The 24,742-nt window shown below is 67.1% G+C and carries 23 protein-coding genes; 18 read left to right on the top strand and 5 right to left on the bottom strand.

Annotated features, from left to right (window positions below; translation table 11 throughout):
- Position 1 precedes the first annotated feature (1 nt).
- The 15 genes from ABE472_RS16620 (at position 2) to rnt (ending at position 12,847) form a co-directional block, all read left to right on the top strand.
- Entirely contained in the window at positions 2–364 is a 363-nt protein-coding gene (locus ABE472_RS16620; RefSeq protein WP_313217762.1) for a hypothetical protein, read from the top strand.
- Entirely contained in the window at positions 364–1,038 is a 675-nt protein-coding gene (nth, locus tag ABE472_RS16615; RefSeq protein ID WP_313217761.1) for an endonuclease III, read from the top strand. The genes ABE472_RS16620 and nth overlap by 1 nt, the downstream gene beginning before the upstream one ends.
- Before the next feature lie 180 nt (positions 1,039–1,218).
- Positions 1,219–2,430: an OprO/OprP family phosphate-selective porin gene (locus tag ABE472_RS16610; RefSeq protein ID WP_313211697.1), complete on the top strand. Its 1,212-nt coding sequence runs from the start codon at positions 1,219–1,221 to the stop codon at positions 2,428–2,430.
- A 103-nt stretch (positions 2,431–2,533) separates the two neighbouring features.
- Positions 2,534–3,313: a hypothetical protein gene (locus ABE472_RS16605; RefSeq protein ID WP_346466657.1), complete on the top strand. Its 780-nt coding sequence runs from the start codon at positions 2,534–2,536 to the stop codon at positions 3,311–3,313.
- A gap of 123 nt (positions 3,314–3,436) precedes the next feature.
- Positions 3,437–4,456 (top strand): phosphate ABC transporter substrate-binding protein PstS, encoded by a 1,020-nt coding sequence (pstS, locus tag ABE472_RS16600; protein WP_070471808.1) that lies wholly within the window; start codon positions 3,437–3,439, stop codon positions 4,454–4,456.
- 302 nt (positions 4,457–4,758) lie between these two features.
- Positions 4,759–5,850 (top strand): phosphate ABC transporter substrate-binding protein PstS, encoded by a 1,092-nt coding sequence (gene pstS / locus ABE472_RS16595; RefSeq protein WP_313211694.1) that lies wholly within the window; start codon positions 4,759–4,761, stop codon positions 5,848–5,850.
- A 109-nt stretch (positions 5,851–5,959) separates the two neighbouring features.
- On the top strand, positions 5,960–6,928 hold the full coding sequence (gene pstC / locus ABE472_RS16590) for a phosphate ABC transporter permease subunit PstC (protein WP_313211692.1): 969 nt from the start codon (positions 5,960–5,962) through the stop codon (positions 6,926–6,928).
- Positions 6,928–7,794, top strand: coding sequence for a phosphate ABC transporter permease PstA (gene pstA, locus ABE472_RS16585; RefSeq protein WP_346466656.1), 867 nt, complete (start codon positions 6,928–6,930; stop codon positions 7,792–7,794). The genes pstC and pstA overlap by 1 nt, the downstream gene beginning before the upstream one ends.
- Before the next feature lie 19 nt (positions 7,795–7,813).
- Complete coding sequence (gene pstB / locus ABE472_RS16580) at positions 7,814–8,644, top strand: phosphate ABC transporter ATP-binding protein PstB (RefSeq protein WP_313211720.1); 831 nt, start codon at positions 7,814–7,816, stop codon at positions 8,642–8,644.
- 65 nt (positions 8,645–8,709) lie between these two features.
- On the top strand, positions 8,710–9,417 hold the full coding sequence (gene phoU, locus ABE472_RS16575; RefSeq protein WP_346466655.1) for a phosphate signaling complex protein PhoU: 708 nt from the start codon (positions 8,710–8,712) through the stop codon (positions 9,415–9,417).
- A gap of 215 nt (positions 9,418–9,632) precedes the next feature.
- Entirely contained in the window at positions 9,633–10,007 is a 375-nt protein-coding gene (locus tag ABE472_RS16570) for a hypothetical protein (RefSeq protein WP_313217755.1), read from the top strand.
- Positions 9,994–10,866, top strand: coding sequence for a DUF692 domain-containing protein (locus ABE472_RS16565; RefSeq protein WP_346466654.1), 873 nt, complete (start codon positions 9,994–9,996; stop codon positions 10,864–10,866). Before ABE472_RS16570 ends, ABE472_RS16565 begins: the two co-directional genes overlap by 14 nt.
- Positions 10,859–11,614, top strand: coding sequence for a putative DNA-binding domain-containing protein (locus ABE472_RS16560; protein WP_313211688.1), 756 nt, complete (start codon positions 10,859–10,861; stop codon positions 11,612–11,614). The genes ABE472_RS16565 and ABE472_RS16560 overlap by 8 nt, the downstream gene beginning before the upstream one ends.
- Positions 11,615–11,638: 24 nt before the next feature.
- Positions 11,639–12,148 carry a DoxX family protein gene (locus tag ABE472_RS16555; protein ID WP_346466653.1) on the top strand — a complete coding sequence of 170 codons (510 nt, stop codon included), beginning with the start codon at positions 11,639–11,641 and terminating at the stop codon, positions 12,146–12,148.
- 111 nt (positions 12,149–12,259) lie between these two features.
- The gene (gene rnt / locus ABE472_RS16550; protein WP_088433103.1) at positions 12,260–12,847 is read left to right on the top strand and encodes a ribonuclease T; all 588 of its coding nucleotides are present in this window, start codon (positions 12,260–12,262) and stop codon (positions 12,845–12,847) included.
- Positions 12,848–12,853: 6 nt separating this feature from the next.
- Here rnt and ABE472_RS16545 read toward each other — a convergent pair whose 3' ends face one another.
- From ABE472_RS16545 to ABE472_RS16535, 3 genes are all read right to left on the bottom strand, one after another.
- Positions 12,854–15,826 carry a two-component regulator propeller domain-containing protein gene (locus ABE472_RS16545; protein WP_313211686.1) on the bottom strand — a complete coding sequence of 991 codons (2,973 nt, stop codon included), beginning with the start codon at positions 15,824–15,826 and terminating at the stop codon, positions 12,854–12,856.
- 208 nt (positions 15,827–16,034) lie between these two features.
- A complete protein-coding gene (locus tag ABE472_RS16540; protein WP_313211684.1) occupies positions 16,035–17,453 on the bottom strand; it encodes an ATP-binding protein in 1,419 nt (472 codons plus the stop codon).
- Positions 17,450–18,178: a response regulator transcription factor gene (locus tag ABE472_RS16535; protein WP_121041545.1), complete on the bottom strand. Its 729-nt coding sequence runs from the start codon at positions 18,176–18,178 to the stop codon at positions 17,450–17,452. The genes ABE472_RS16540 and ABE472_RS16535 overlap by 4 nt, the downstream gene beginning before the upstream one ends.
- Positions 18,179–18,350: 172 nt before the next feature.
- Here ABE472_RS16535 and ABE472_RS16530 point away from each other — a divergent pair, with 172 nt between their 5' ends.
- From ABE472_RS16530 to ABE472_RS16520, 3 genes are read left to right on the top strand one after another with little or no spacing between them, the layout of a single operon-like run.
- On the top strand, positions 18,351–19,619 hold the full coding sequence (locus tag ABE472_RS16530) for an efflux RND transporter periplasmic adaptor subunit (RefSeq protein WP_346464547.1): 1,269 nt from the start codon (positions 18,351–18,353) through the stop codon (positions 19,617–19,619).
- A complete protein-coding gene (locus tag ABE472_RS16525; RefSeq protein ID WP_346466652.1) occupies positions 19,616–21,586 on the top strand; it encodes a MacB family efflux pump subunit in 1,971 nt (656 codons plus the stop codon). Before ABE472_RS16530 ends, ABE472_RS16525 begins: the two co-directional genes overlap by 4 nt.
- A complete protein-coding gene (locus ABE472_RS16520) occupies positions 21,583–23,022 on the top strand; it encodes a TolC family protein (protein WP_346466651.1) in 1,440 nt (479 codons plus the stop codon). The genes ABE472_RS16525 and ABE472_RS16520 overlap by 4 nt, the downstream gene beginning before the upstream one ends.
- A 234-nt stretch (positions 23,023–23,256) precedes the next feature.
- On the opposite strand, the gene rlmB is transcribed toward ABE472_RS16520, so the two are convergent.
- Positions 23,257–24,003: a 23S rRNA (guanosine(2251)-2'-O)-methyltransferase RlmB gene (gene rlmB, locus ABE472_RS16515; protein WP_019184367.1), complete on the bottom strand. Its 747-nt coding sequence runs from the start codon at positions 24,001–24,003 to the stop codon at positions 23,257–23,259.
- A gap of 97 nt (positions 24,004–24,100) precedes the next feature.
- A complete protein-coding gene (locus ABE472_RS16510) occupies positions 24,101–24,577 on the bottom strand; it encodes a GFA family protein (protein ID WP_313217742.1) in 477 nt (158 codons plus the stop codon).
- Between the last annotated feature and the right edge of the window lie 165 nt (positions 24,578–24,742).

The following is a 24,742-nucleotide window of genomic DNA, read 5'->3' as shown; positions in this document are numbered from 1 at the left end:
CATGTCGCCTTCCGATACCGCTTCGCCGGCGCAGCTGCTGGCACTCGTCCTCGACGATCAATGGGATGCCGCGCTGGCGGCCGGGTTGATGGACTACGTCCCGCAGCCGGGCGACGAAGCGCTGCGGCCCGATCATCCCGATCTTCCACAGCGGCTGCAGCACGCACAGCAGCAATTGCAACGTGCCTGGGCCGCACGCGAGCGCTACCGCCAGCGCCAGCAGCGACTCGCGCGCCGTGCGGCCGAGCGCGATGCACGCCGTGCACCGCCCCCTACACCCGAGATCCAGAAACCCGCCCTGCCCTCGGCCGCTGCCGCGATTCTCGCGCGCGCCAAGGCCAAGGCCGCGGGCCGCACCTCCTGATGGCCACGATGAAGAAAACCGTCGCACGCACCGCGCGCATGCCCAAGGCCGACGTGATCGAAATGTTCACGCGCCTGCGCGAGCTCAACCCGCACCCCAGGACCGAACTGGAGTACAGCTCGCCGTTCGAACTGCTGGTGGCGGTCACGTTGTCGGCGCAGGCCACCGATGTCGGCGTCAACAAGGCCACGCGCAAACTGTTCCCGGTCGCCAATACCCCGCAGGCGATCCTCGCTCTCGGTGAGGACGGCTTGAAGAAGTACATCGCCACCATCGGCCTGTACAACGCGAAAGCGAAGAACGTGATTGCCGCGTGCGCCATGTTGGTCGAACAGCACGGCGGCGAGGTGCCGCGTGATCGTGCTGCACTTGAGGCGCTTCCCGGTGTCGGTCGCAAGACCGCCAATGTCGTGCTCAACACGGCCTTCGGCGAACCGGTGATGGCAGTGGACACGCACATCTTCCGCGTCTCCAACCGCACCGGGCTGGCGCCGGGCAAGGACGTGCGTGCGGTGGAGGATCTGCTGGTCAAGGTGATCCCGGCCGAGTTCCTGCTCGATGCGCATCACTGGCTGATCCTGCATGGCCGTTACGTGTGCAAGGCACGCAAGCCGGACTGCCCGCAATGCGTGATCCGCGACCTGTGCCGTTTCAAGGAAAAGACGGCTGCCTGAACGGGGGCGACGACTGCCACATGGGCGCAACCCGGCGGTCATCTCCAGACGGCATCAATAGCAGCCCCTGACGCCGCTTGGGATACGGGCGATGACGGTTTGTCCGAAACTGTCACATTTACGCAATCTTCACTAATTAGCCTGCGCAGCATCTTCCCACCTGCCTGCAAGGCTCCTTCCATGAAACTGCATCGCCAACTTCTTACTGCGGCCGTGGCGGCTGCGCTGTTCGTTCCGGCCGCTCACGCTGAAGTGGCCATCGATGTGATCGGCGGTTCGGAAATCACGTTCGAGGGCCTGGTCCAGGCCGACGGCAACTGGTTCGACAACGATGTGACCGACCTCAACGGCGGTGATGCCGGCAACGGCAAGAACAGCGAATTCGAGCTGCGCCGCGCCGAGCTGGTGCTCAAGGGCAAGGGCCCGGGCAACGTGGAATGGGTGGTGGGCTACGACGCCAAGGCCGACAAGTTCCTGGACACCAACCTGAAGTACAAGCTGGCCGGCAACGCCAACCACTTCGTGCAGTTCGGCCAGTTCAAGCAGCCCAACAGCCTGGAAGAACTCTCCAGCACCAAGAACAACGACTTCATCTCCAAGGCCGCGGTCACCAACACCTACGCCGTGGCCCGCCGCCTCGGTGGCGCCTACAGCATCGGTGACAACAACTGGTCCGTCACCGCCAGCGGCTTCGGCCGCGAACTGACCCGCAACCTCGCGCACGGCAGCGGCTACGGCGCCCGTGGCACCTGGGCCCCGATAAATGAGAAGGGCCAGGTCCTGCACTTCGGCCTGAGCTATGTGGACTACGACACCGACGCCGACACCCTGCGCGTGCGTGCCCGTCCCAACGCCGACCTGGCCACCGCGCGCCTGGTCGACAGCGGCAACATGGTGGACACCGACCGCGTGAGCACGATCGGCGCCGAAGCGATGTACATCGGCGGCCCGTTCAAGGCCCAGGCCGAGTACTACACCAGCAAGGCCAAGCGGTACTCGCACGACAACTACAGCAGCGACGGTTACTACGTCAGCGGCCTGTGGAACATCAGCGGCGAGACCTGGGGTTACAAGGGCGGCACCCCGACCACCGGCCTGCCGGATGAGCCGGGCCGCGGCATGTGGCAGCTGGGTGCGCGTTACGACCACATGGACCTCAACGACGGCAATCTGTCGGCGAACCCGGTGGCCGGTCGCCCGCCGATCGTCGATGGCGTGCTGGGCGGCAAGATGGACATCTGGACCGTGGGCGTGAACTACTACTGGCGCTCCAACACCAAGTTCGCGCTGAACTACGTGATGGTGGACAGCAAGAAGTACAGCTCGACCGCGCGCACGTTCGTCAACGACGATCCGAACATCCTCGAAGCGCGCCTGCAGTTCTTCTGGTAAGCCCTGCAGTACGCGTGTGACACAAAGGCGCAGCTTCGGCTGCGCCTTTTTTCGTGTTCGTCCGCGGGTATGCTGTGCGCCCCTCGCCCCATGGATGGACCCGATGCGTATCGCACTCTCGCTGTTGCTGGCCGCCGCGTGCAGTGCCGCCGCCCTGCCCGCCCAAGCCCAGGACTGCCATGACGCCCAGGCGGCAGCGCAGGAGGCCTACACGGTCCGGGCACCCAACGTGCTGCCCGACCGCGCCGGCTACACACGCGACATCGCCGCCAGCGTCTGCCGCCGATGGCCGGCACGCCCGGAGCTGACCTTGGTGGCCACGCCGGTCTGGCGCGACGGCGGCAACAACGACTCCCGCGATGGCGATGTGGAGGTACTGGTGATCGATACCGACACCCTTGCCACGCGCGCATGGGCGGTGCTGCTCGGCGCACTCGACAGCGATGCGATCTTCTTCGATGGCATGCACCTGGATACCGCGCGCTACCAGCTTGCGCCGGACACCCTCGCCTTCGGCCTGCGCGTGAAGCGGCGCAATGGCTCCGGGCCCAATCCGTTCAGCGAAGAACAGGTGCATCTGCTGGCGGTGCAGGCAGACACGCTGCGCACGCTCGGCCCAGCGATGGTGCTGCGTCGCTTCCAGGCCGAGTGGGATACCCGCTGCGCCGGCGACTCCATCGACGTGACGCGCACCGTGGCCGTTGGGCCCAAAGGCAGACACGGCTTGGCCGACCTCATCCTGCGCGAGCGACGGGTCACCACGCACAGCTGGATGGACGGTGACAGCTGCCGCGACCAGGACACGTCGGTGGAAGGCGAGCGCCACGTGCTGCGCTTCGACGGCCGCCGCTACGCGGTCCCGGAGGCGCTGCAGCCGTTGTGACACCCCTTCCAGAAGGCGTGTCACGAGGTGGTCATATGACAGACGCTGCGCTGTCATCGAACCGTTATGGAATGAGCACCGGGCGGGACACCCCGCACCTTCATCCATCCCAGGAGCCACCCCGTGATCCACGCCTTCAAGTCGCGCGCCGCTGTTGCCGTCCTCGCCGCGTCGTCCGTGTTCGCCGCCAACGCCGCCGATGTGACCGGCGCGGGCGCCTCGTTCATCTACCCGGTCATGTCCAAGTGGTCGGCCGACTACAGCACCGCGACCGGCAAGAAGGTCAACTACCAGTCCATCGGTTCCGGTGGTGGTATCGCCCAGATCAAGGCGGCGACCGTTGATTTCGGCTCCTCCGATGCCCCGCTGAAGCCGGAAGAACTGGCGGCGGCCGGCCTGGCCCAGTTCCCGTCGGTGATCGGCGGCGTGGTCCCGGTGATCAACGTGGCCGGCATTGCCCCGGGCGCGCTGAAGCTCGATGGCCCGACCCTGGGCAACATCTTCCTGGGCAAGATCAAGACCTGGAACGACCCGGCGATCGCCGCGCTGAACCCGGGCGTGAAGCTGCCCGACGGCAAGATCACCGTCGTGCACCGCTCGGACGGTTCGGGCACCACCTTCAACTTCGTCAACTACCTTTCCAAGGTCAACCCGGAGTGGAAGACCAAGGTCGGTGAAGGCACCTCGGTCCAGTGGCCGGTCGGCATCGGTGGCAAGGGCAACGAAGGCGTTGCCGCGTATGTGAAGCAGATCAAGGGCGGCATCGGCTACGTCGAACTGTCCTACGCGCTGCAGAACAAGATGTCCTACGCTGCGATGAAGAACGCCTCGGGCAAGATCGTGCTTCCGAGCGACACCTCCTTCGCCGCCGCTGCTGCCAGCGCCGACTGGGCCAGCGCGAAGGACTTCTACCTGGTCATGACCAACGCCCCGGGCGCCGATGCGTGGCCGATCACCGCCACCAACTTCATCCTGGTCCGCAAGCAGCCCAAGAACGTCGCCAACGCCAAGGCCACCCAGGAGTTCTTCCGCTGGATCTACAAGAGCGGCGATGCGCAGGCCAAGCAGCTCGACTACGTCCCGCTGCCGGACACCCTGGTCAAGCAGATCGAGACCTACTGGTCGCAGAACCTGAAGTATTGAGGAAGTCACCACCCACGGTGGTGACCTGCCGGTAGGTGCCGACCGTTGGTCGGTACGCGTCGCCCCCGACGCAACCCACCGGACAGTGCAATGGCGCCGGAAGGACCTCTCTCCCCTTCCGGCGCCATCGGGCGCGGACCGCAAGGTTCCGCGCCTTTTTGTTGCCTGCCGCAAAATGCCCGACCCTTGTGCCGCAAGGCTTTGCGTGCGCTCGGTCACGGCGTCATCAAGCTGTAACAAAAACATCATTTCATAGTCGCGTCGCCGGAAAGACCGGCCCTTATCCCGCTATGGAGTGACGCATGAAACTGCACACGGCCAGCATCGCCGCCCTTTCCCTGGCCATCGCGCTGGGTCTTTCCGCCTGCAAGCCGGGCGCTGAAGGCCAGGCCGCCGCGCCGGCCACCGATGCGCCCGCTGCCGCTCCGGCCGCTGGCGATCGCCTGACCGCCGAGATTTCCGGCGCCGGTGCCTCCTTCATTTTCCCGCTGGTGTCCAAGTGGTCGGCCGACTACAACACCGCCACCGGCGCCAAGATCAACTACCAGTCGATCGGTTCCGGTGGCGGCATCGCCCAGATCAAGGCCGGCACCGTTGATTTTGGTTCCTCCGACAAGCCGCTGAGCAGCGAAGAGCTGGCCCAGGCCGGCCTCGGCCAGTTCCCGTCGGCGATCGGTGGCGTGGTGCCGGTGGTCAACATCGACGGCCTGGAAGCCGGCAAGCTGCGCCTGAGCGGCGCCCTGCTGGCCGATATCTTCCTGGGCAAGGTCAAGACCTGGAACGACCCGGCCATCGTCGCCGCCAACCCGGGCGTCAAACTGCCCGACGGCAAGATCACCCTGGTCCACCGTTCGGACGGCTCGGGCACCACCTTCAACTTCTCCAACTACCTGTCCAAGGTCAGCCCGGACTGGAAGAGCAAGGTCGGCGAAGGCACCTCGGTGCAGTGGCCGGACGGCGTGGGTGGCAAGGGCAACGAAGGCGTGGCGTCGTACGTGAAGCAGATCAAGGGCTCGATCGGCTACGTCGAACTGGCCTACGCGCTGCAGAACGGCATGCCGTACGCCTCGATGCAGAACGCCGCCGGCAACTGGGTGCAGCCGAGCGCGGAAACCTTCGCCGCGGCAGCCGCCAGCGCCGACTGGGCCAGCGCCAAGGACTTCAACCTGGTCATCACCAATGCCCCGGGCGACCAGGCATGGCCGATCACCGCCACCAACTTCATGCTGATGCACAAGCAGCCCAAGGATGCCCAGCGCAGCAAGGACACCCTGGCGTTCTTCAAGTGGGCCTTCGAGAAGGGCCAGACCCAGGCCAACGAACTGCACTACGTGCCGCTGCCGGCCGAGCTGGTCACGCAGATCGAAGGGTACTGGGCGGCTGAATTCAAGTGATCCAGACCGGACCCGCGCATTGCGCGGGTCCGGAGTGTGGCGCCATGACACCGTTCTGCCAGGCATGGCCTGGCACTACCCCACCTAATTTTGGGCCCCCGCCTTTCCCATGAATGCCATCGCCCAGCCTGTTCCCGCACCGTCCACCCGCGACCTGCGTGACGCCCGCAATGACAAACTGTTCCGGTGGGTCCTGATCGCCACCGTCATCCTGGTGCTGGTCGCCCTGGCCTGCGCTGCGCTCTCGATGCTGTGGGGCGGCCGCCATGCCCTGCAGGAGCAGGGCCTGAGCTTCTTCTATTCGTCCGAATGGAATCCGGTCGAAAACAAATTCGGCGCCCTCGCGCCCATCTACGGCACCCTGGTCACGGCTCTGATCGCGATGGTCATCGCGGTGCCGGTGAGCTTCGGTATCGCCTTCTTCCTGACCGAGGTCGCCCCGCGCTGGCTGCGTGGCCCGGTCGGTACCGCCATCGAACTGCTGGCCGGTATCCCCTCGATCATCTACGGCATGTGGGGCCTGTTCGTGCTGGTCCCGGTGATGACCGAGTACGTCACCCCGTTCCTCAATGATCACCTGGGCACGCTGCCGATCATCGGCCCGCTGTTCCAGGGTCCGCCGCTGGGCATCGGCGTGCTCACCGCCGGCTTCGTGCTGGCGATCATGGTGATCCCCTTCATCTCCTCGGTGATGCGCGAAGTGTTCCTGACCGTGCCGACCCGCCTGAAGGAATCGGCCTATGCGCTGGGCTCCACCAAGTGGGAAGTGAGCTGGGACATCGTGCTGCCCTACACCCGCTCGGCGGTGATCGGCGGCATCTTCCTCGGCCTCGGCCGTGCCCTGGGTGAAACCATGGCGGTGGCCTTCGTGATCGGCAACAGCGTGCGCCTGTCGCCGTCGCTGCTCGAACCGGGCACCACCATCGCCGCGCTGATCGCCAACGATTTCGGCGAAGCCACCGAGACCTACCGTTCGGCACTGCTGCTGCTCGGCTTCGTGCTGTTCCTGGTGACCTTCGTGGTGCTGGCGATCGCCCGCCTGATGCTGATGCGCCTGGCCCGCAAGGAGGGCAACTGATGTCCACCGCCAACGCCCGACCGCTGTACCTGCGCCGCCGCATCGTCAACGTGGTCGCGCTGCTGATGTCCTGCCTGACCGCACTGTTCGGCCTGTTCTTCCTCGGCTGGATCCTGTGGACGCTGGCCTCCAAGGGCCTGGCCGGCATCAACCTGGATCTGTTCACCAAGATGACCCCACCGCCGATGCAGGAAGGCGGCCTGGCCAATGCCTTCTTCGGCAGCGCGGTGATGTGCGGCCTGGCCATCGCCATCGGCACGCCGCTCGGCGTGCTGGCCGGCACCTGGCTGGCCGAGTACGGCAACTTCCGCAAGACCGGCACGGTGGTCCGCTTCGTCAACGACATCCTGCTCTCGGCGCCGTCGATCGTGCTGGGCCTGTTCGTCTACACCCTGTACGTGATGCAGACTGGCGGCCAGTTCTCGGCCTTCGCCGGTGCGCTCTCGCTGGCCTTCATCGTGCTGCCGGTGGTGGTGCGGACCACGGATGAAATGCTGCGCCTGGTGCCCTCGCAGATGCGCGAAGCGGCGCTGTCGCTGGGCATCCCGCAGTGGAAGGTGACGGTGCAGGTGCTGTACCGCAGCGCCGCCGCCGGCATCGTGACCGGCATCCTGCTGGCGCTGGCCCGCATCTCCGGTGAAACCGCCCCGCTGCTGTTCACCGCCTTCGGCAACCAGTACTGGAACAGCAACGTGTTCCAGCCGATGGCCTCGGTGCCGGTGGTGATGAACCAGTTTGCCGGCAGCCCCTACGAATCCTGGCAGGTGCTGGCCTGGGCCGGCGCGCTGGTGCTGACCGTGTTCGTGCTGCTGGTCAGCCTTTCCGCGCGCGGCATCCTGCTGCGCAACCGTATCTCCCATGACTGACCTTTCCACGGACATCGCCATGAACGATCTCTCCAACGCCGTGCCGATGCAGCGCATCGTTGTCCCGGCTTCGCATGAAAGCCTGCACACCCCGGCGCCGATCAAGCTGGCCGCACGCGGGCTGGATTTCTACTACGACAAGTTCCATGCGCTGAAGGGCATCGACCTGGAGATTCCGGAAAAGCGCGTCACCGCGCTGATCGGTCCCTCCGGCTGCGGCAAGTCCACCCTGCTGCGCATCTTCAACCGCATCTACGCGCTGTACCCCAAGCTGGAAGCCCGGGGTGAAGTGATGCTGGACGGGGAGAACATCCTCTCGCCGAAGTACCCGATGAACCGCCTCCGCAGCAAGGTCGGCATGGTGTTCCAGAAGCCGGTGCCGTTCCCGATGACCATCTTCGAGAACGTGGCCTACGGCATCCGCCACCACGAGAAGCTTTCCAAGTCGGAGATGACCGATCGCGTCGAGCAGGCCCTGCGCCAGGGCGCACTGTGGGACGAGGTGAAGGACAAGCTCAACCAGAGCGCGCTGGGCCTGTCCGGTGGCCAGCAGCAGCGTCTGTGCATCGCCCGCGCCGTGGCCCTGCGCCCGGACGTGCTGCTGCTCGACGAGCCGACCTCCGCGCTGGACCCGATCTCCACCAGCCGCATCGAGCAGCTGGTCGAAGAGCTCAAGCACGATTACACGATCGTGATCGTGACCCACAACATGCAGCAGGCCGCGCGCGTGTCCGATTACACCGCCTTCATGTACCTGGGCGACCTGATCGAGCACGACCGCACCGAAGTGATCTTCTCGCAGCCCAACAAGCAGCAGACCGAGGATTACATCACCGGTCGTTTCGGTTGATCGGTGCTGTTCCCTCACCAAATGTCCCAGCCAGGCACGGCCTGGCTCTACCCGGATTGCAGACCATGAATCTTCCCAACGACCACATCGTCAAGAGCTACGACGAAGAGCAGCAGCGCCTGGTGGCCGAGATCGTGCGGATGGGCGAGATGGCCGTCGCGCAGCTGGAGGCGTCCATGGACGTCATCGAGAAGCGCGACGAGAACGCCGCCCAGCGCATCATCGCCAACGATGAAGCCATCGACCAGCTTGAGCAGCACATCAGCCACGACGTGATGCGCCTGGCGCTGCGCGGGCCGATGGCACGCGACCTGCGCGAGATCCTGGCCGGCCTGCGCATTCCGGCCGACATCGAACGCATCGGCGATTACGCCGCCAACGTGGCCAAGCGCTCGATCGCCCTGAGCAAGGTGCCACCGCTGCCGCAGATCCAGGGGCTGCGCGCCCTGGGCCGACTGGCCGCACAGCAGGTGCGCCGCGCGATCGAGGCCTACCGCGACAACGACGCCGCCGCGGCGCTGGAACTGCGCGACGACGACGCCCGCCTGGACGCGCAGTACACCGCGCTGTTCCGCGAGCTGCTGACCTACATGATGGAAGACCCGCGCAACATCACCCCGTGCACCCACCTGCTGTTCATGGCCAAGAACCTGGAGCGCGTGGGCGACCATGCCACCAACATCGCCGAGAACGTCTGGTTCCTGGTGCATGGCGAGCAGGTACTGCCGCCGCGCGAGAAGCGCGACGAGACCAGCAGTACCGATCACGTCTGAGGTCTGCCTGAAGCGCAGGAAGAAGAAGCCGCTGCCTCCGGGTGGCGGTTTTTTTTTGCCTTGCTGTTGCGTTGCCATGATGGCAATCCCCCACACTTCACGAAACGTTGAATCCTGTGTGAGGATTCGATGAGTCGGGTCGGTCCACCATGGCCGCACCTGCTGCCCCCACGCAGCCATCCCGGGCCCCGGCCCATTCCAAGGAGCGTTACCCGATGAGCACACCCACCCGTTCGCTGTCCCTGCTGGCGGCCACTGCGCTGGCCGCAGGCCTGGGCGTCACCGCCTCGGCATCCGCCTTGAGCATGACCGAGCTGGCCCAAGGCTACCTGGTGGCTGGCCAGGCAGCGACCAAGGCCGGCGAAGGCAAGTGTGGCGAAGGCAAGTGCGGTGCGCATGGCGACAAGGCCGGCACCAAGGCAGGCGACAAGGCCGCGACCACCGGTGCCAAGGCCGCCGAAGGCAAGTGCGGGGAAGGCAAGTGCGGCGCCGACAAGGGCAAGGCTGCCGGCGCCAAGGCAACGACCGCTGGCGACAAGAAGGCAGCGGAAGGCAAATGCGGCGAAGGCAAGTGCGGTGCCAAGCACTGACGCCTTCGCCACTGGCCTGGCCCGGTCGCCGCTGCCTGCGGCGGCGACCGGACTGGGTTTGCGCCGCGCCCTGCTGCAGGACCTGCGTGACGCGCCCGCCGGCGATATCGACTTCCTCGAATGCGCGCCGGAAAACTGGATCGGTATCGGTGGGCCGGCCGGCGACGCACTCGCCGAACTGGCCACGCGCCACCCGCTGACCTGCCATGGGCTGTCGCTCTCGCTGGGCAGCACCGCGCCGCTGGATACCGTGCTGCTGGAACAGGTAGCACGCTTCCTGGCGCGGCACAACGTGCCGCTGTACAGCGAACACCTGAGCTACTGCAGTGATGAAGGTCACCTCTACGATCTCCTGCCGATCCCCTTCACCGACGAGGCCGTACGCCACACTGCATCACGCATCGCCCGCGTGCAGGACCTGCTGGGCCGGCGCATTGCCGTGGAGAACGTGTCCTACTACCTCGCCCCGGAACCGGCCATGGACGAACTGGCCTTCACCAATGCCGTGCTGGCCGAGGCCGATTGCGATCTGCTGCTGGACGTCAACAATGTCTACGTCAACGCCTGCAACCACGGCTACGACGCCGATGCGTTCATCGCCGGGCTGCCGGCCGCCCGCATCGTGTGCCTGCATGTCGCCGGCCATCTGGACGAGGCGCCCGATCTGAAGATCGACACCCATGGCAGCGCGGTGATCGATCCGGTCTGGGACCTGCTCGCCCGCACCTATGCGCGCATCGGTGGACGCCCGACGCTGCTGGAACGTGATTTCAATTTTCCGCCGTATGCCGAACTACGCGGCGAACTGCAGCACATCCGCCAGCTGATGGCCGCCCATGCCGGGAACGGACATGACTGACGCCCCGGCGCGCCTGCACGCACAGCAGAGAGCGTTCACCGCGCATCTGCGCGACCCGGACCATATCGCCGCACCCGAGGGCATGGACCCGCGCCGGCTGGCCATCTACCAGCGGTTGGTCTTCAACACTGTACTGGGGCTGCTCGGCAACGGTTTCCCGGTATGCGTCCAGCTGCTGGGTGACACGGCGTGGGCCACCCTGGTCCGGCGCTTCCTTGCCGGCCACCCGGCGCAGACGCCGTTGTTCACCGAACTGGCCGCCGAGTTCGTGCAGTGGCTGCACCATCAAGCCGCGCTGCCGCACCCGGCGTTGGCCGAACTGGCCCATTACGAGTGGGTGGAAACGGCCCTCTACCAGTTGGACGCGCAGCCCCTGCCGCCCTCACCGGGCATGGACCCCATGCACGCGTCGCTGCAGCGCTCGCCGCTGGCCTGGCCACTGCTCTATCAGTGGCCGGTGCATCGGCTCGGCGCCGATGACGCGCCTTCCCAGCCGGCCCCCGAGCCGACCGGGCTGCTGGTCCGGCGCGACCCTGATGGCCAGGTCCGCTTCGCCGTGGTCAGCCCCATGGCCGCACGGTTGCTGGAGCAGATCGGCCAGCACCCCGGCAGCACAGGGGCCACTTACCTGCAGCAGCTCGCGCAGACGCACGGCATGGCGGCCGATGCCTTGCGCCTGCCCGGCGCCGCCCTGCTGCGCCAATTCCACGACAACGGCGTGATCGGGCCCGCTGCGCCCGCCACCTGACCCTTCCACACAGGAATCGCATCGATGAAGTCACCGCCCCTGCTCGCCCTGCGCGACCGGCTGGATCGCCTCGGCCCGTGGTTGGCCCCGCTCGGCCTGCGCCTGCTGATGGGCTGGGAGTATTTCGAGTCCGGCCGTGAAAAACTGCGTGGCCAGAACTGGTTCGAGGACCTGCAGCAGGCCTTCCCGTTTCCGTTCGATCAGCTGCCGGCCACCCTCAACTGGCAGCTGGCCACCTGGTTCGAGCTGGTTGGCGCAGTCTGCCTGCTGCTCGGGCTGGGGACCCGCCTGGCCGCCAGCTGCCTGCTCGTGCTGACCGTGGTCGCCACCGCCGCCGTGCACTGGCCGATGCACTGGGATGGTCTGGCCGAGCTGGCGATGGGCTATGTCATCACCGATCAGGGCTTTGGCAACTTCAAACTGCCGCTGCTGTTCCTGGCCATGCTGCTGCCTCTGGCCGTGCAGGGCGCGGGCCCGTTGAGCCTGGATCACCTGCTGCGCCGCGGCCGCGGGCGTCCCCCTGCCCTGGCCTGAGCGCAGGGGGGGTACAGGCCGCTCTGCTAAACTGGTGCGATGACTGACGACCTCCCCCGCTCCGACGCGCCGGCAGCAGCCGACGCACTGCCCGCTGCTGCCCAGCGCTTGATGGCAACCCGCTTCCGCGGCTTCCTGCCGGTGGCGGTGGACGTGGAGACCGGTGGATTCGATTCTGATCGCCACGCCCTGCTGGAGATCGCCGCCGTTCCGATCGAGATGGACGAGAACGGCCTGCTCTATCCCGGCCAGACCGCCAGCGCCCACGTGGTGCCGGCCGAAGGCCTGGAGATCGATCCCAAATCGCTGGAAATCACCGGGATCATCCTGGATCACCCGTTCCGGCTGGCCAAGGTCGAGCGCGATGCGCTGGACCACATCTTTGCCCCGATCCGGGCGGCGATGAAAAAGTACGGTTGCCAGCGCGCGATCCTGGTCGGGCACAACGCCCACTTCGATCTGGGCTTCGTCAATGCGGCCGTCAATCGTACCGGCCACAAGCGCAACCCGTTCCATCCCTTCAGCGTGTTCGACACCGTCACCCTCGGCGGCATCGCCTACGGGCAGACCGTACTGGCACGCGCCGCCACCGCCGCCGGGCTGGGCTGGGATGCCGATGAAGCGCACAGCGCGGTGTACGACACCGAGCAGACCGCCAAACTGTTCTGCAAGGTCGCCAACAGCTGGCCGCGCCCCTGAGCAGCATCACCCGATAGCGGTCCTGTCGCGCCCTTCGCTCTTGGCGCGGTACAGCGCGCGATCGGCGCGCTGGTAGAGCAGCATCGGCGTGCGGTCGGCAGCGTCCAGTTCGACCAGACCGGCGCTGAAGGTGACGTTCAGGCCCGGAATACCGGCCCAGTCCGGATGATCATGGAACAACCCACGCAGGCGCGCGCAGACCTGGGCCGCCTCATCCAGGCGGGTGTCGTTGAGCAGCAGCGCGAATTCCTCGCCACCGGTCCGCGCCGGCATGTCCGAATCGCGGCAGGCCGAGGCCAACAGACGCGCCACTTCCACCAGCACCACGTCGCCCACCGAATGGCTGTGCCGGTCGTTCACTTCCTTGAAGTGATCGATGTCCAGCACCACCAGGCACAACGGGTGGCGGCTGCGCTGCGAACGGGCGAAATCGCGCGCCAGTGCTTCATCGAATGCACGCCGGTTCGGTAGACCGGTCAGCGCATCCTCACGGGCCTGCCGCTCGAACGCCTCGGCCTGCACCGCCAGGCGGTCGGCCAGTTCGGTCTTTTCCTGATTGAGTGCCTGCAGGTTGACCGTCTGGGTCTGCAGATCCAGCGTGGCTTCCTGCACCATCCGCGCCAGCCGCACGTTGCTGGCCTTGTAGCGGTTGATCAGATACCGGTACAGCGCCACCAGCCCAGCCAGCAACAACAGCGCGGCGATCAACTGCACGCTGTGGCGCTGCCACAGGAACGGCTCCACCGTGAATTCCCAGACCGCTTCGCTGTCGCTCCAGACACCACCTGGATGCGCGGCGGAAACGTGCAGCGTGTAGTCGCCCGGCGGCAGGCCGATGAATTCCACGCTGCGCTGCTGGCCACGCTCGACCCAGCCCTTGTCCAGTCCTTCCAGGCGGGTGCGGTAGCGGATGCGCTCGGAAAGCAGGTAACTCAGCCCCACATAGCTCACGCTCAGGCGTCGCCCGCCCGGGATCGTGTTGTGGTCGCTGCCCTGCCAGTGCAGTGGCACGCCATCGACAAGCACGGTCTCGATCACCGCCGGTGGCGCCAGGCGCTCACGGAAACGCTGCAGGCGCAGTGGATCGACGGTGCTCAGCCCGCCGGCCGTGACCACCCAGAAGGTGCCGTCCTGGCGCAGGATTGCCGAGGGGCCGGAACTGCCGTTGGCCTGTGAGTTGGCCATGCCGTCGATCTCGTTGTAATGCTCGACCTCGACCCGTGCGGCACGCCCGTCGGCAACGGCGTTGAGCATGGCCATGTCGGTCCGCAGTACGCCGCGGTTGCTGCTGATCCAGACGTTGCCCACGCGATCGGGAATCAACTGGAAGACCGTATCCACCGGCATGCCCTGCTCCAGGCCGACCCGTGCCAGCTTGCCTTCCTGGTAGCGGTACAGGCCGCGATCGGTGCTGACCCACATCGCATCGCCGATCTGCTGGAAGCCGAACACGCTGCGGCCACCACCCAGTGCCTCCAGATCGATCACCTGCACGCGGTTGCCGCGCAACACGCGGATGCCCTCGATGGTGCCGATCCACAGGGCGCCTTCGGCATCGTGCGCCAGCGCGGTGGTCAGCCCGGTGGGCATGCCGGGAAAGGCCACCGGCTCGGCCTTGTCGGCGACGATGCGGACCACGCCTTTCTGGGTGCCGGCCCAGATCACCCCGTCACGGTCGATGCTGATCGCGCGGATGTTGCCCCCCAACAGGCCGTCGGCGCTGCCGTACGTCCGCCGCGGTTGCCCGTTCTCGCCGACCCGGAAGATGCCATCGCCGAAGGTCCCCACCCACAGATCACCGTCACGGTCCTGGGCCAGGCTCAGCACCGAGGGGCTCTTGCCGACGTTGTTGCGCAGCGGCACCGGACTGAAGTTGCCCTGGGCATCGCGGCGATCAAGCCCGCGCGCACTGCCGATCCAGAGCTGCCGTTGGCGATCCTCGAAGACGGTGCGGACGTAATCACCACTGAGCCCGTCGCGTTCGGTGTAGCTGCTGAACAGGGTTTCGCGCAGGCGATACAGGCCACCGTTGGCGCCTACCCAGATGCTGCCTTCGGCGTCTTCTCGCAGGCTGACCACGCGCCCGCCGGGCAAGGACAGCCCGGCCGGCAACCGCTCCAGCCCGTGCCGGGACAGCCGCAGCAGGCCCTGGTTTTCGGTCCCCAGCCACAGGTCGCCGTGGCGGTCCTGCAGCATGGCCGTGATGTGGGTCGCGCCGGGCAGGCGATGCTGCAGCAAAGGCACGCCATCCTGCATGCGGTAGATGCGCTCGCTGGCCACCACCCACATCACGCCATCCGGCGCACGATAGGGCCAGACCAGCCCACGGCCCAGACCGAAGCTCTCCGGTGCCCGGCGCAGGACCCCGTCGTTGTCGCGCACCACCAGGCCATCCAGGGTGCCGACCCAGACCCGGTCCTGGGCATCCACGACCAGCTTGGTGAAGCTCATCGCCAACGGCACGTCGGCCGGTGGCGCCTGGTAATCGAAGGTACCGTCGGGGCCCAGACTGGCAATCCCCTTGCCTTCGTACAGCAGCCACAGGCGCCCATGGCTGTCCATCTGCATGGCCTGGATCAGCACCTGCGGTGTGTCGGCGCGGTGTTCCCACACCTGCCAGCGGCCATCCGCCCCCCGGCGGGTCACGTTGCCGCGCGAATCACTGATCCACAAGCCGCCACTGCGGTCCACCAGCAACGCCCCGACCCCGTTGTCGCGCAGGCCCGGGGTGGTGCTGCGGTCGAACACGGTGAAGTCCAGGCCGTTGTACCGGACCAGCCCCTCCCAGGTCGCAAACCACAGGTGCCCTTCGGGCGTCTGCGCGATATCACGCAGGGAGTTGTGCGGCAGCCCGTTGCGCGAGGTCCAGACGTCGATGGCGTAATCGCGCAGCGGCGGCGGCCCATCCTGCGCCGACAGCGACCATGGCAGCGCGCACAGCAGCAACAGCCACAGCGCTGCGGCCTGCAGCGTTGGCATGCCCAAGAACTTCACGTGTGCCGGCCGCCACCGGATCCTGCCCCCCCGATCGCTCATCCGTATGGATCAACCTTGGGCAGGCGCCGTGTGCATGGGGGGAACGGCCGTGCACCAGCGCGATGGCTGGCAGAGTCGTACGCTCTCATGGGGGAGACGCTGGAAAGAGATGCCCATAGTAGGCAAATCCTTTCGGTTTGGGGGACCGGCGTCAGCCCCCGCGTGGCCCCGCCGCCGCCCGCGCCGGCGCCGCCCAGCGGACGATCGCTTCCAGCCCGCCCTGCGGATGGTTGCGCAGGTGCAGCGTCGCGCCGTCCTTTTCGGCCAATGCCCGGGCGATGGTCAGCCCCAGCCCGGCACCACCGGTCTGGCGCGAGCGCGAGGTCTCCAGCCGCACGAACGGGTCGAACACCGCTTCCAGTTCGTCCTCGGCCAGGCCGGGGCCGCTGTCGCGGATGCGCACCTCCACGTCCTGCCCGGCCTGCTCCACCCGCACGCGTGCGCTCTGGCCATACATCACCGCGTTGTCGACCAGGTTGGAGAACAGGCGGTGCATCGCCAAGGGGCGCAGCATCAGCACCGCCCCGCTGGGCTGCTCGAAATGGACATCGGCGCCGGCTTCGGCGGCATCTTCGACGATGCTCTCCAGCAGCGAATCCAGGTCCAGCGCGGCACGTTGTTCAGCGCTCTCGGCGCTGCGGGCCAGCTCCAGACCTTCACGGATCAGCGCCTGCATCGCGCCGAGATCGGCGATCAGGCGTTCACGCAAGGTCTCATCGGTGACGTTCTCCAGCCGCAGCCGCAAGCGCGTCACCGGTGTCTGCAGATCATGGGTGATCGCCGCCAGCATCTGGGTGCGCTCACCAAGGTGGCGCTGCAGCCGCTTCTGCATGGCGTTGAACGCCTCCGCGGCCCGGCGGACCTCGAACGGACCGGTCACGGGCATCGGGGCGCCCTGCAGGTCATCGCCCAGCGCGGCGGCGGCATCGGCCAACCGCTGCAGCGGGGCGCTGGCCATCCGCGCCACGATGTAGGCCAGGATCGCGATCGCCACGACCAGCAAGGTCAGGAACAACGGGTCCACGGCGAGCACACCATTGTGCGCGACGGCGGGGGAATCCAGCGCCAGCCGCAGCGGTGTGCCATCGGTCAGCTGCAGCGTGACCACGCGGCACTTGGGTGGGATGAAGGCCGGGTCGCGCTCACGCGGCGGGTGCCGCATCTTTTCTTTGTCGCGCGGCGGCGGCGGCAGCAGCTCCGGCAGCCGCGGCAGGCAGGAGCGGAAGGAGGTGAAAGCCACCTGGCTGCTCGCCACCGGGCCGGGCCGGTCATCGAGGATCTCCATCAGCGCGGCATCGGGTCGGCCGATGCGTGCCCCCTCCGGCAGCTGCCGCACACTCGGCCCGCCACTGGTGAGCAGCCGCTGGCGCAGCTCCGGATTGCCGTCCAGCAGATTCACGAACCCCTGCAGGCGGTCGGCGATGCGGTTGAGGTTCTGCCGCTCGAACTCCTGCTGACGCTTGGTACTGGCCAGCATGGTCGCGCCGATCGCGGCCACGCTCATGCCCAGCAGCAGGATGACGAACAGTCGCCCCACCATCGAGGAAAAGAAGTGGCGCAGGCGTTTCATTCCAGGGTGACAGCCGCCGCAAGCACATAGCCTTCGTTGCGCACGGTCTTGATCAGGCCATCGCTGCCGCCATCATCGGCCAGCTTGTTGCGCAGGCGGCTGACCTGCAGATCGATGGCGCGATCCTGCGATTCGTAGTTGCGGCCGCTGCTCAGCGAGACCAGCTGTTCGCGCGACAGCACCTTGTTGGCATGCCCGACGAACACACGCAGCAGCCGGAATTCGGCGCCGGACAAGACCACCACGCGCCCATCGGGATCGACCAGATGGCGGTGTTCGAGATCAAATATCCAACTGGAGAAGCGCGCACGGCGGATCGCCAGCGGCTCCAGGTTGGCTGGCAACGCCTCGGTGCGGCGCAGCACGTTGCGGATGCGGGCGAGGAGCTCGCGCGGTTCGAACGGCTTGGCCAGATAGTCGTCGGCGCCCATCTCCAGGCCGAGCACGCGATCGATCGGCTCGCTGCGCGCGGTCAACATGATCACCGGTGTGCTCGAGCGCGCACGAAGATCGCGGCACAGGGTCAGGCCGTCCTCACGCGGCAGGTTGAGGTCAAGCACGATCAGGTCGACGTGTTCGCGCTCCAACAGCTGGCGCATGCCCTGGCCATCGCTGGCGGTGCTCACCAGGTAGCCGGCGCGGCCCAGCTGCTCGGCGAGCAGCTGGCGGATATCGTTGTCGTCATCGACGATCAGCAGTCTGTGCATGCTGTTGGCAGTCTCCATGCGGTGATCATCCCCTGTCGGGAGCTGAACCGCATCTCCTGGTTTGCGTACGTCTGTTTCAAAGGGTGATGCAGATACACAACGAAACGTGTTGAGCACCGCAGGGATACATCTTGGTACACGGCGAGCATTGAGCCGGCAATGAACGATCTTCACAATGCTGACAACGCCGATGCACCGGCCTGCCGAGTTGACGATCATCGTGAAGCCCCGTTTGCCCAGAACCCGCCGTGCTCGCCTCCTGCTGCTGCTCGTGGTGCTCGTCCTGATCGCCGCGATTGTGGCATGGATGCTGCGCAAGCCGGCCGCACCCACCCTGGCGACCTCGCCGGTCAGCCGTGGCGATATCGAACAGACGGTGGAAGCCACCGGTGTTATCGATGCCTACAAGCTGGTCAGCGTGGGTGCGCAGGCCTCCGGTCAGATCAAATCGCTGAAGGTCCAGCTCGGCGATAGCGTCAAGGAAGGCGACCTGATCGCCGAGATCGACGCCACCACCCAGCAGAACCAGGTGCTCAACGCCCAGGCCTCGCTGGACCAGGTCAAGGCGCAGCGCGCGGTGCAGCAGGCCAGCCTGCGTGAAGCCGAGCTCGAGTTCGCGCGCCAGCAGCAGATGCTCGCCGCCGAGGCCACCTCGCGCGCCGAGTTCGATGCGGCCGATGCCAAGCTCAAGACCGCGCGCGCCCAGATCCAGTCCTTCGATGCACAGATCACCGGCCGCGAAACCGAACTGGGCACCGCCCGCGCCAACCTGGCCTACACCCGCATCACCGCGCCGATGGACGGCACCGTGGTGGCGGTGGTCGCCGAAGAGGGCCGTACCGTCAACGCCAACCAGACCGCACCGACCATCGTGATGCTGGCCCGTCTGGACCTGGTCACGGTCAATGCGGAAGTTTCCGAAGCGGACGTGGTCAAGATCAAGGCCGGCATGCCGGTGTACTTCACCACGCTGGGCGAGCCGGACCGCAAGTTCCACGCCACGCTGCGCCAGATCAACCCGGCACCGGCCTCGATCGCCAATGACAGCTCGTCCAGCTCCAGCTCGTCCAGCTCCAGCTCCAGCACCGCGGTCTACTACAACGCGCTGTTCGACGTGGAAAACCCGGACGGCACGCTGCGCATCGACATGACCGCGCAGGTCTCGGTGATGCTCAAGCAGGCCAAGGACGTACTGATCATCCCGGCCGTTGCGCTCGGCCCGAAAACCCGTGACGGGCAGTACATGGTGCGTGTGGCCGATGCCGATGGCATGCCCACGCCGCGCAAGGTCAAGATCGGCATCAACAACGGCGCCACTGCCGAAGTGCTGTCCGGCCTGGCAGAAGGCGACAAGGTCATCGTGGGCGAAGGCGGCGGCGCGCAGGGCGCCAGCAGCAGCAACCGCGGCGGCGGCGGCGTGCGGATCAGCGGCCCCGGCATGGGTGGGCCGCGCCGATGAGCAGCGCCTCGACGGGCACGCCGCTGCTGCGGCTGCGCGACCTGCGCCGGGAGTTCCCGGCAGGCGATGAAACGATCGCTGTGCTGCGCGACGTCAATCTGGACATCGCGGCCGGCGAGATGGTCGCCATCGTTGGCCAGTCCGGCTCGGGCAAGTCCACGCTGATGAACATCCTCGGCTGCCTGGACCGGCCGACGCGCGGCAGTTACCAGGTGGCCGGCCGCGAGACCGGCCGCATGGAGCCGGACGAACTGGCCGAGCTGCGCCGCGAACACTTCGGCTTCATTTTCCAGCGCTACCACCTGCTCGGCGATCTGGATGCGCGCGGCAACGTGGCCGTCCCGGCGGTGTATGCGGGCAGCCCCGGCCCGGTGCGTACCGCGCGGGCCGAACAGCTGCTGCAGCGGCTCGGCCTGGGCGACCGCATGAACCACAAACCCGGCCAGCTCTCCGGTGGCCAGCAGCAGCGCGTGTCGATCGCGCGGGCGCTGATGAACGGTGGCGAGGTGATCCTTGCCGATGAGCCGACCGGCGCACTGGACACCAAATCCGGCGAAGAGGTGATGGGCATCCTCGGCGAGCTCCATGCCGAGGGCCACACCATCATCATCGTCACCCACGACATGAGCGTGGCCGAACACGCCCAGCGCATCATCGAGATCCGCGACGGCGAGATCATCGCCGACCGCATCAATCCGAAGGCGCCGAGCTACCGCGCCCAGCGCCAGCCCACTGTGGCTGCCGGCAAGGGGCACAGCTGGCGGGCCGCGCGGGATCGTTTCACCGAAGCGTTCCGCATGGCCCTGCTGGCGATGAATGCCCACCGCCTGCGCACCTTCCTGACCATGCTCGGCATCATCATCGGCATCGCCTCGGTGGTCTCGGTGGTGGCGATGGGCAATGGCTCGCAGCAGCAGATCCTGCAGAACATCAGCGCGCTGGGCACCAACACGATCGACGTGTATCCCGGCCGCGGTTTCGGCGACATGCGCTCGGCCCGGGTACAGACCCTCAAGGCCAGCGACGCCGACGCGCTGGGGCGGCAGAGCTACATCGACAGCGCCACGCCCAGCGTGTCGTCTTCGGTAACCGCGCGCTATCGCAATCAATCGGCCACCGCACAGGTCAACGGCGTGGGCGAGCAGTTCTTCCGGGTCAAGGGCGTGACCCTGATCGCCGGCAGCTTCTTCGATACCGATGCGATGCGCAGCCTGGCCCAGGTGGCGATCATCGATGAGAACACCCGCACCCAGTTCTTTCCCAACGGCGAAGACCCGGTGGGCCAGGTGATCCTGCTCGGCAACGTGCCGGTGCGCGTGGTCGGCGTGGCCCAGCGGCAGAGCTTCGGCTTTGGTGGCAGTACCAGCTTGAGCGTGTGGGTGCCGTACACCACGGTGATGTCGCGCATGCTCGGCCAGAGCCATGTGTCCAGCATCACCGTGCGCGTGGATGACGCCACCCCGATGGATGCCGCACAGGCGGCCATCTCCAAGCTGCTGATCATGCGCCACGGCACCGAGGACTTCTTCCTCAGCAACAGTGCCGAGATCCGTCAGACCATCGAGCAGACCACCCGCACGATGACCCTGCTGATCAGCGCCATCGCCGCGATCGCGCTGCTGGTCGGCGGCATCGGCGTGATGAACATCATGCTGGTCTCGGTGACCGAGCGCACCCGCGAGATCGGCGTGCGCATGGCCGTCGGCGCGCGGCAGAGCGATATCCGCCAGCAGTTCCTGATCGAGGCGGTGCTGGTGTGTCTGCTCGGCGGCCTGCTCGGCGTCGGCCTGTCCCTGGTGGTCGGCTGGCTGTTCGGCAAATTCGCGCCGGACTTCCAGATGCTGTTCTCGACCGCATCCATCGTGGCCGCCTTTGCCTGCTCCAGCCTGATCGGCGTGGCGTTCGGCTTCCTTCCGGCGCGCAATGCCGCCCAACTTGATCCCGTGGAGGCGCTGGCGCGCGAATGAAGATTTCTCCTGCTCTGCTGCACCCCGCTTCGCTGCGTCCACTGGTCCTGGCCTGCGTGACCGCACTGGCCTTGTCGGCCTGTGTCAGCACCGGCCGCTACCCGTTCGATGCACCGGCGGTCCCTGCGACCTATGGCCGTGGCGATGCCACGTTGAACACCCCCACCGAAGCGGTGACCGAACAACCGCATGCGGCGACGGCCGATGTCCGCCGCGATGCCTGGTGGACCCAGTTCGGCGACACCGGCCTGGACCGCGTGATCGATCGCGCCTTGGCCGCCAACACCGACCTGGTCTCGGCCGGGTTGGCCGTGCAGCGCGCGCGCCTGCAGGCCGGGCTCGCCGACAACGCGCTGTGGCCGCAGCCCTCGGGCAGCGTCAGCAGCAGCGGCAACCGCCCCATCGACCAGAGCGCGGACTGGAACCGCGGCAGTTCGGCCGGCGTGTCCCTGCAATGGGAGATCGACCTGTGGGGGCGCCTGCGCACTCAACGCGACATCGCCCAGTGGGAAGCCCAGGCCAGCCAGGAAGACCTGCAGAACACCGCCTTGCTGGTGATCAGCGACGTGGCCACGCAGTACTGGACGCTGGCGTTCCTCAACCAGTCCATTGCCGCCGGCCAGGCCAACCTGGAGCGGCTGCAGCGCACCCGCGAGCTGGTCCAGGCCCGCTTCGATGCCGGTGCGGTGTCGCGGCTGGAAGTGCGCCAGGCTGCCCAAAGTTTGGAGGCGCAGCGCGCCGCGCAGAGTGCACTGGAGCAGCAGCGCGTTGCCGCGCGCAATGCGTTGACGGTGCTGCTGGATGGGCAGCCGCTGGCACTGGCCGACGAGCCGCAACAGCTGGCGCGGGCGGGCAGCCCGGTGGTCGCCGAAGGCCTGCCGGCCGACCTGCTCGGCCGCCGCCCGGACCTGCGCGCGGCCGAACTGCGCCTGCGCAACAGCCTGAAGACCATCAAGGTGACCGCCACCCAGTACTACCCGGCATTGAGCCTGACCGGCAGCGTCGGTACCGGCGCCACCTCGCTCTCGGATGTGCTGAAGAATCCGGTCGCCACCTTGGGGGCGGGGCTGTCGCTGCCGTTCCTCAATGTGCGCCAGGCCCAGTTGAATACCCGCCTGGCCGGCACCGACTACCAGATCGCGGCCAACGGGTTCCGCCGCACGCTGTACACCGCGCTGTCGGAAGTGGACAACGCCTTGTCGGCGCGCACCCAGTTCGCCACGCAGGTGGCGGCCTCGCAGGCGTCCTACGACGAAGCGGTGGAGATCGAGCGGATGTATGAAGTGCGCTACCGGGTCGGCGCCACCGACCTGCGCACCTGGCTGGAAGCGCAGCAGACCCGGCGCGATGCCGAGCTGTCACTGGCCTCCGTGCGCCAGCGGCAGTTGATCAACGATGTGACATTGTTCAAGGCGCTGGGGGGAAGCGCGGGCTGATGCACCACGTAGAGCCGACCGTTGGTCGGCTATCGATGCAGCACGTAGAGCCGACCGTTGGTCGGCTGCCGATGCAGCACGTAGAGCCGACCGTTGGTCGGCTGCCGATGCACCACGTAGAGCCGACCGTTGGTCGGCTGCCGATGCACCACGTAGAGCCGACCGTTGGTCGGCTGCCGTTCGCCGCCTGGAGCAGCCGACCAACGGTCGGCTCTACCCCCTCGCGCGGGCGGGTTACAGCCCGCGCTGACGCACCGCTTCGAACAGGCTCACGCCGGTGGCGACGGAGACGTTCAGGCTCTCGATATCGCCTGGCATCGGAATCTTGACCAGGCCATCGCAGTTTTCGCGGGTCAGCCGGCGCAGGCCGTCGGCTTCGCCGCCCAGCACCAGCGCCACGTTGCCCTTCAGGTCGATCGCATACAGCGACTCGGTGGCTTCACCGGCCAGGCCGTAGATCCACACGCCCAGCTTCTGCAGGTCCTTCAGGCAGCGCGAGAGGTTGGTCACCTGCACCACCGGGATACGGTCGGCTGCGCCGGCCGAGGTCTTGCGTACGGTCGCATTGACCGAGGCCGACTTGTCCTTGGGAATGATCACCGCCGTGGCACCGGCCGCCGCCGCGCTGCGCAGGCAGGCGCCGAGGTTGTGCGGGTCCTGGACCTCATCGAGGATCAGCAGCAGGGCCTTGCCCTCGGCCGCTTCCACCAGCCCTTCCAACTCGTTCTCGCCCCAGGTCCGTGCGGCCTGGTAGCGCGCCGCCACGCCCTGGTGACGCACCGAACCGCCCACACCGTCCAGCGCCTGGGTGTTCACCTTGCGCACGTCGATGCCCTTGCGGCGTGCGTTTTCCTCGATCTCGGTCAGACGCGGGTTCTTCGCACCGGCCTCGATGAGGACCTCGCGGACGTTCTCGGCATCATTCTCGATCGAAGAGGCGACGGCGTTGACGCCGACGATCCACTGGCTTTGCTTGCTCATTGCGGGGGGCGGGACCGGTAAAGGGGTTGGTAATGGTAGAGCATCAAGGCCCACCCTGCCCTGCCGGGCGTTCACGGGGGGCGTTCACAGCCCGCCTTCAGCCCGGCGGCCAATCCGCGGTGTCGTGGTCCGGATGCTGGTGGGAGACGATATGCAACAGGAAGTCGCCGGCCTCGGCGTCCTCTTCGCTGCGCAGCGCGCTGAGCGACCCCAGGGCATCCACGAACGGGAGCTTGGCCTCGATCCCGTACTGGATCGTCGGCGGCAGGCGGGCCGGTTCATCGAAGGCGCCGGCCGCGATCGCTACGCCATCCGGGGCTTCGTAGGTCAACGGGGTGCCGCAGTCAGCGCAGAAGCCGCGCTGGACCATAGTGGAGGATGGGAAACGCCGGGGCTCGCCGCGGGTCCAGCGGAAGTCGCTGCCACGGACCGAGACCAAGGGGGCGTAATAGGCGCCGAAGGCCTTCTGGCACATCCGGCAATGGCAGATCGAGCTGTGGGTCAGCGCACCGACCACGTGGAAGCGGATCGCGCCGCACTGGCAACCACCGCTGTATTCGGGGAGGGCCTGCATGGGATCGCTCCGATGGGATCGGCGTGCCCACCAACCGTGGGCGGGTAGACGATGTGCCGACCAACGGTCGGCACCTGCCGCGGGACGGGCGGGGGGCGGGGTGCCGCGCTCTCTTGGGAAGGTTTTGGTGGGGGGGGGGGGGGGCGCGGGGCCGGCGCGGGGGGG

Source organism: Stenotrophomonas sp. TWI809 (genome assembly GCF_039673205.1).
Taxonomy (GTDB): Bacteria; Pseudomonadota; Gammaproteobacteria; order Xanthomonadales; family Xanthomonadaceae; genus Stenotrophomonas.
This window is presented reverse-complemented; position numbering and strand designations above follow the sequence as displayed.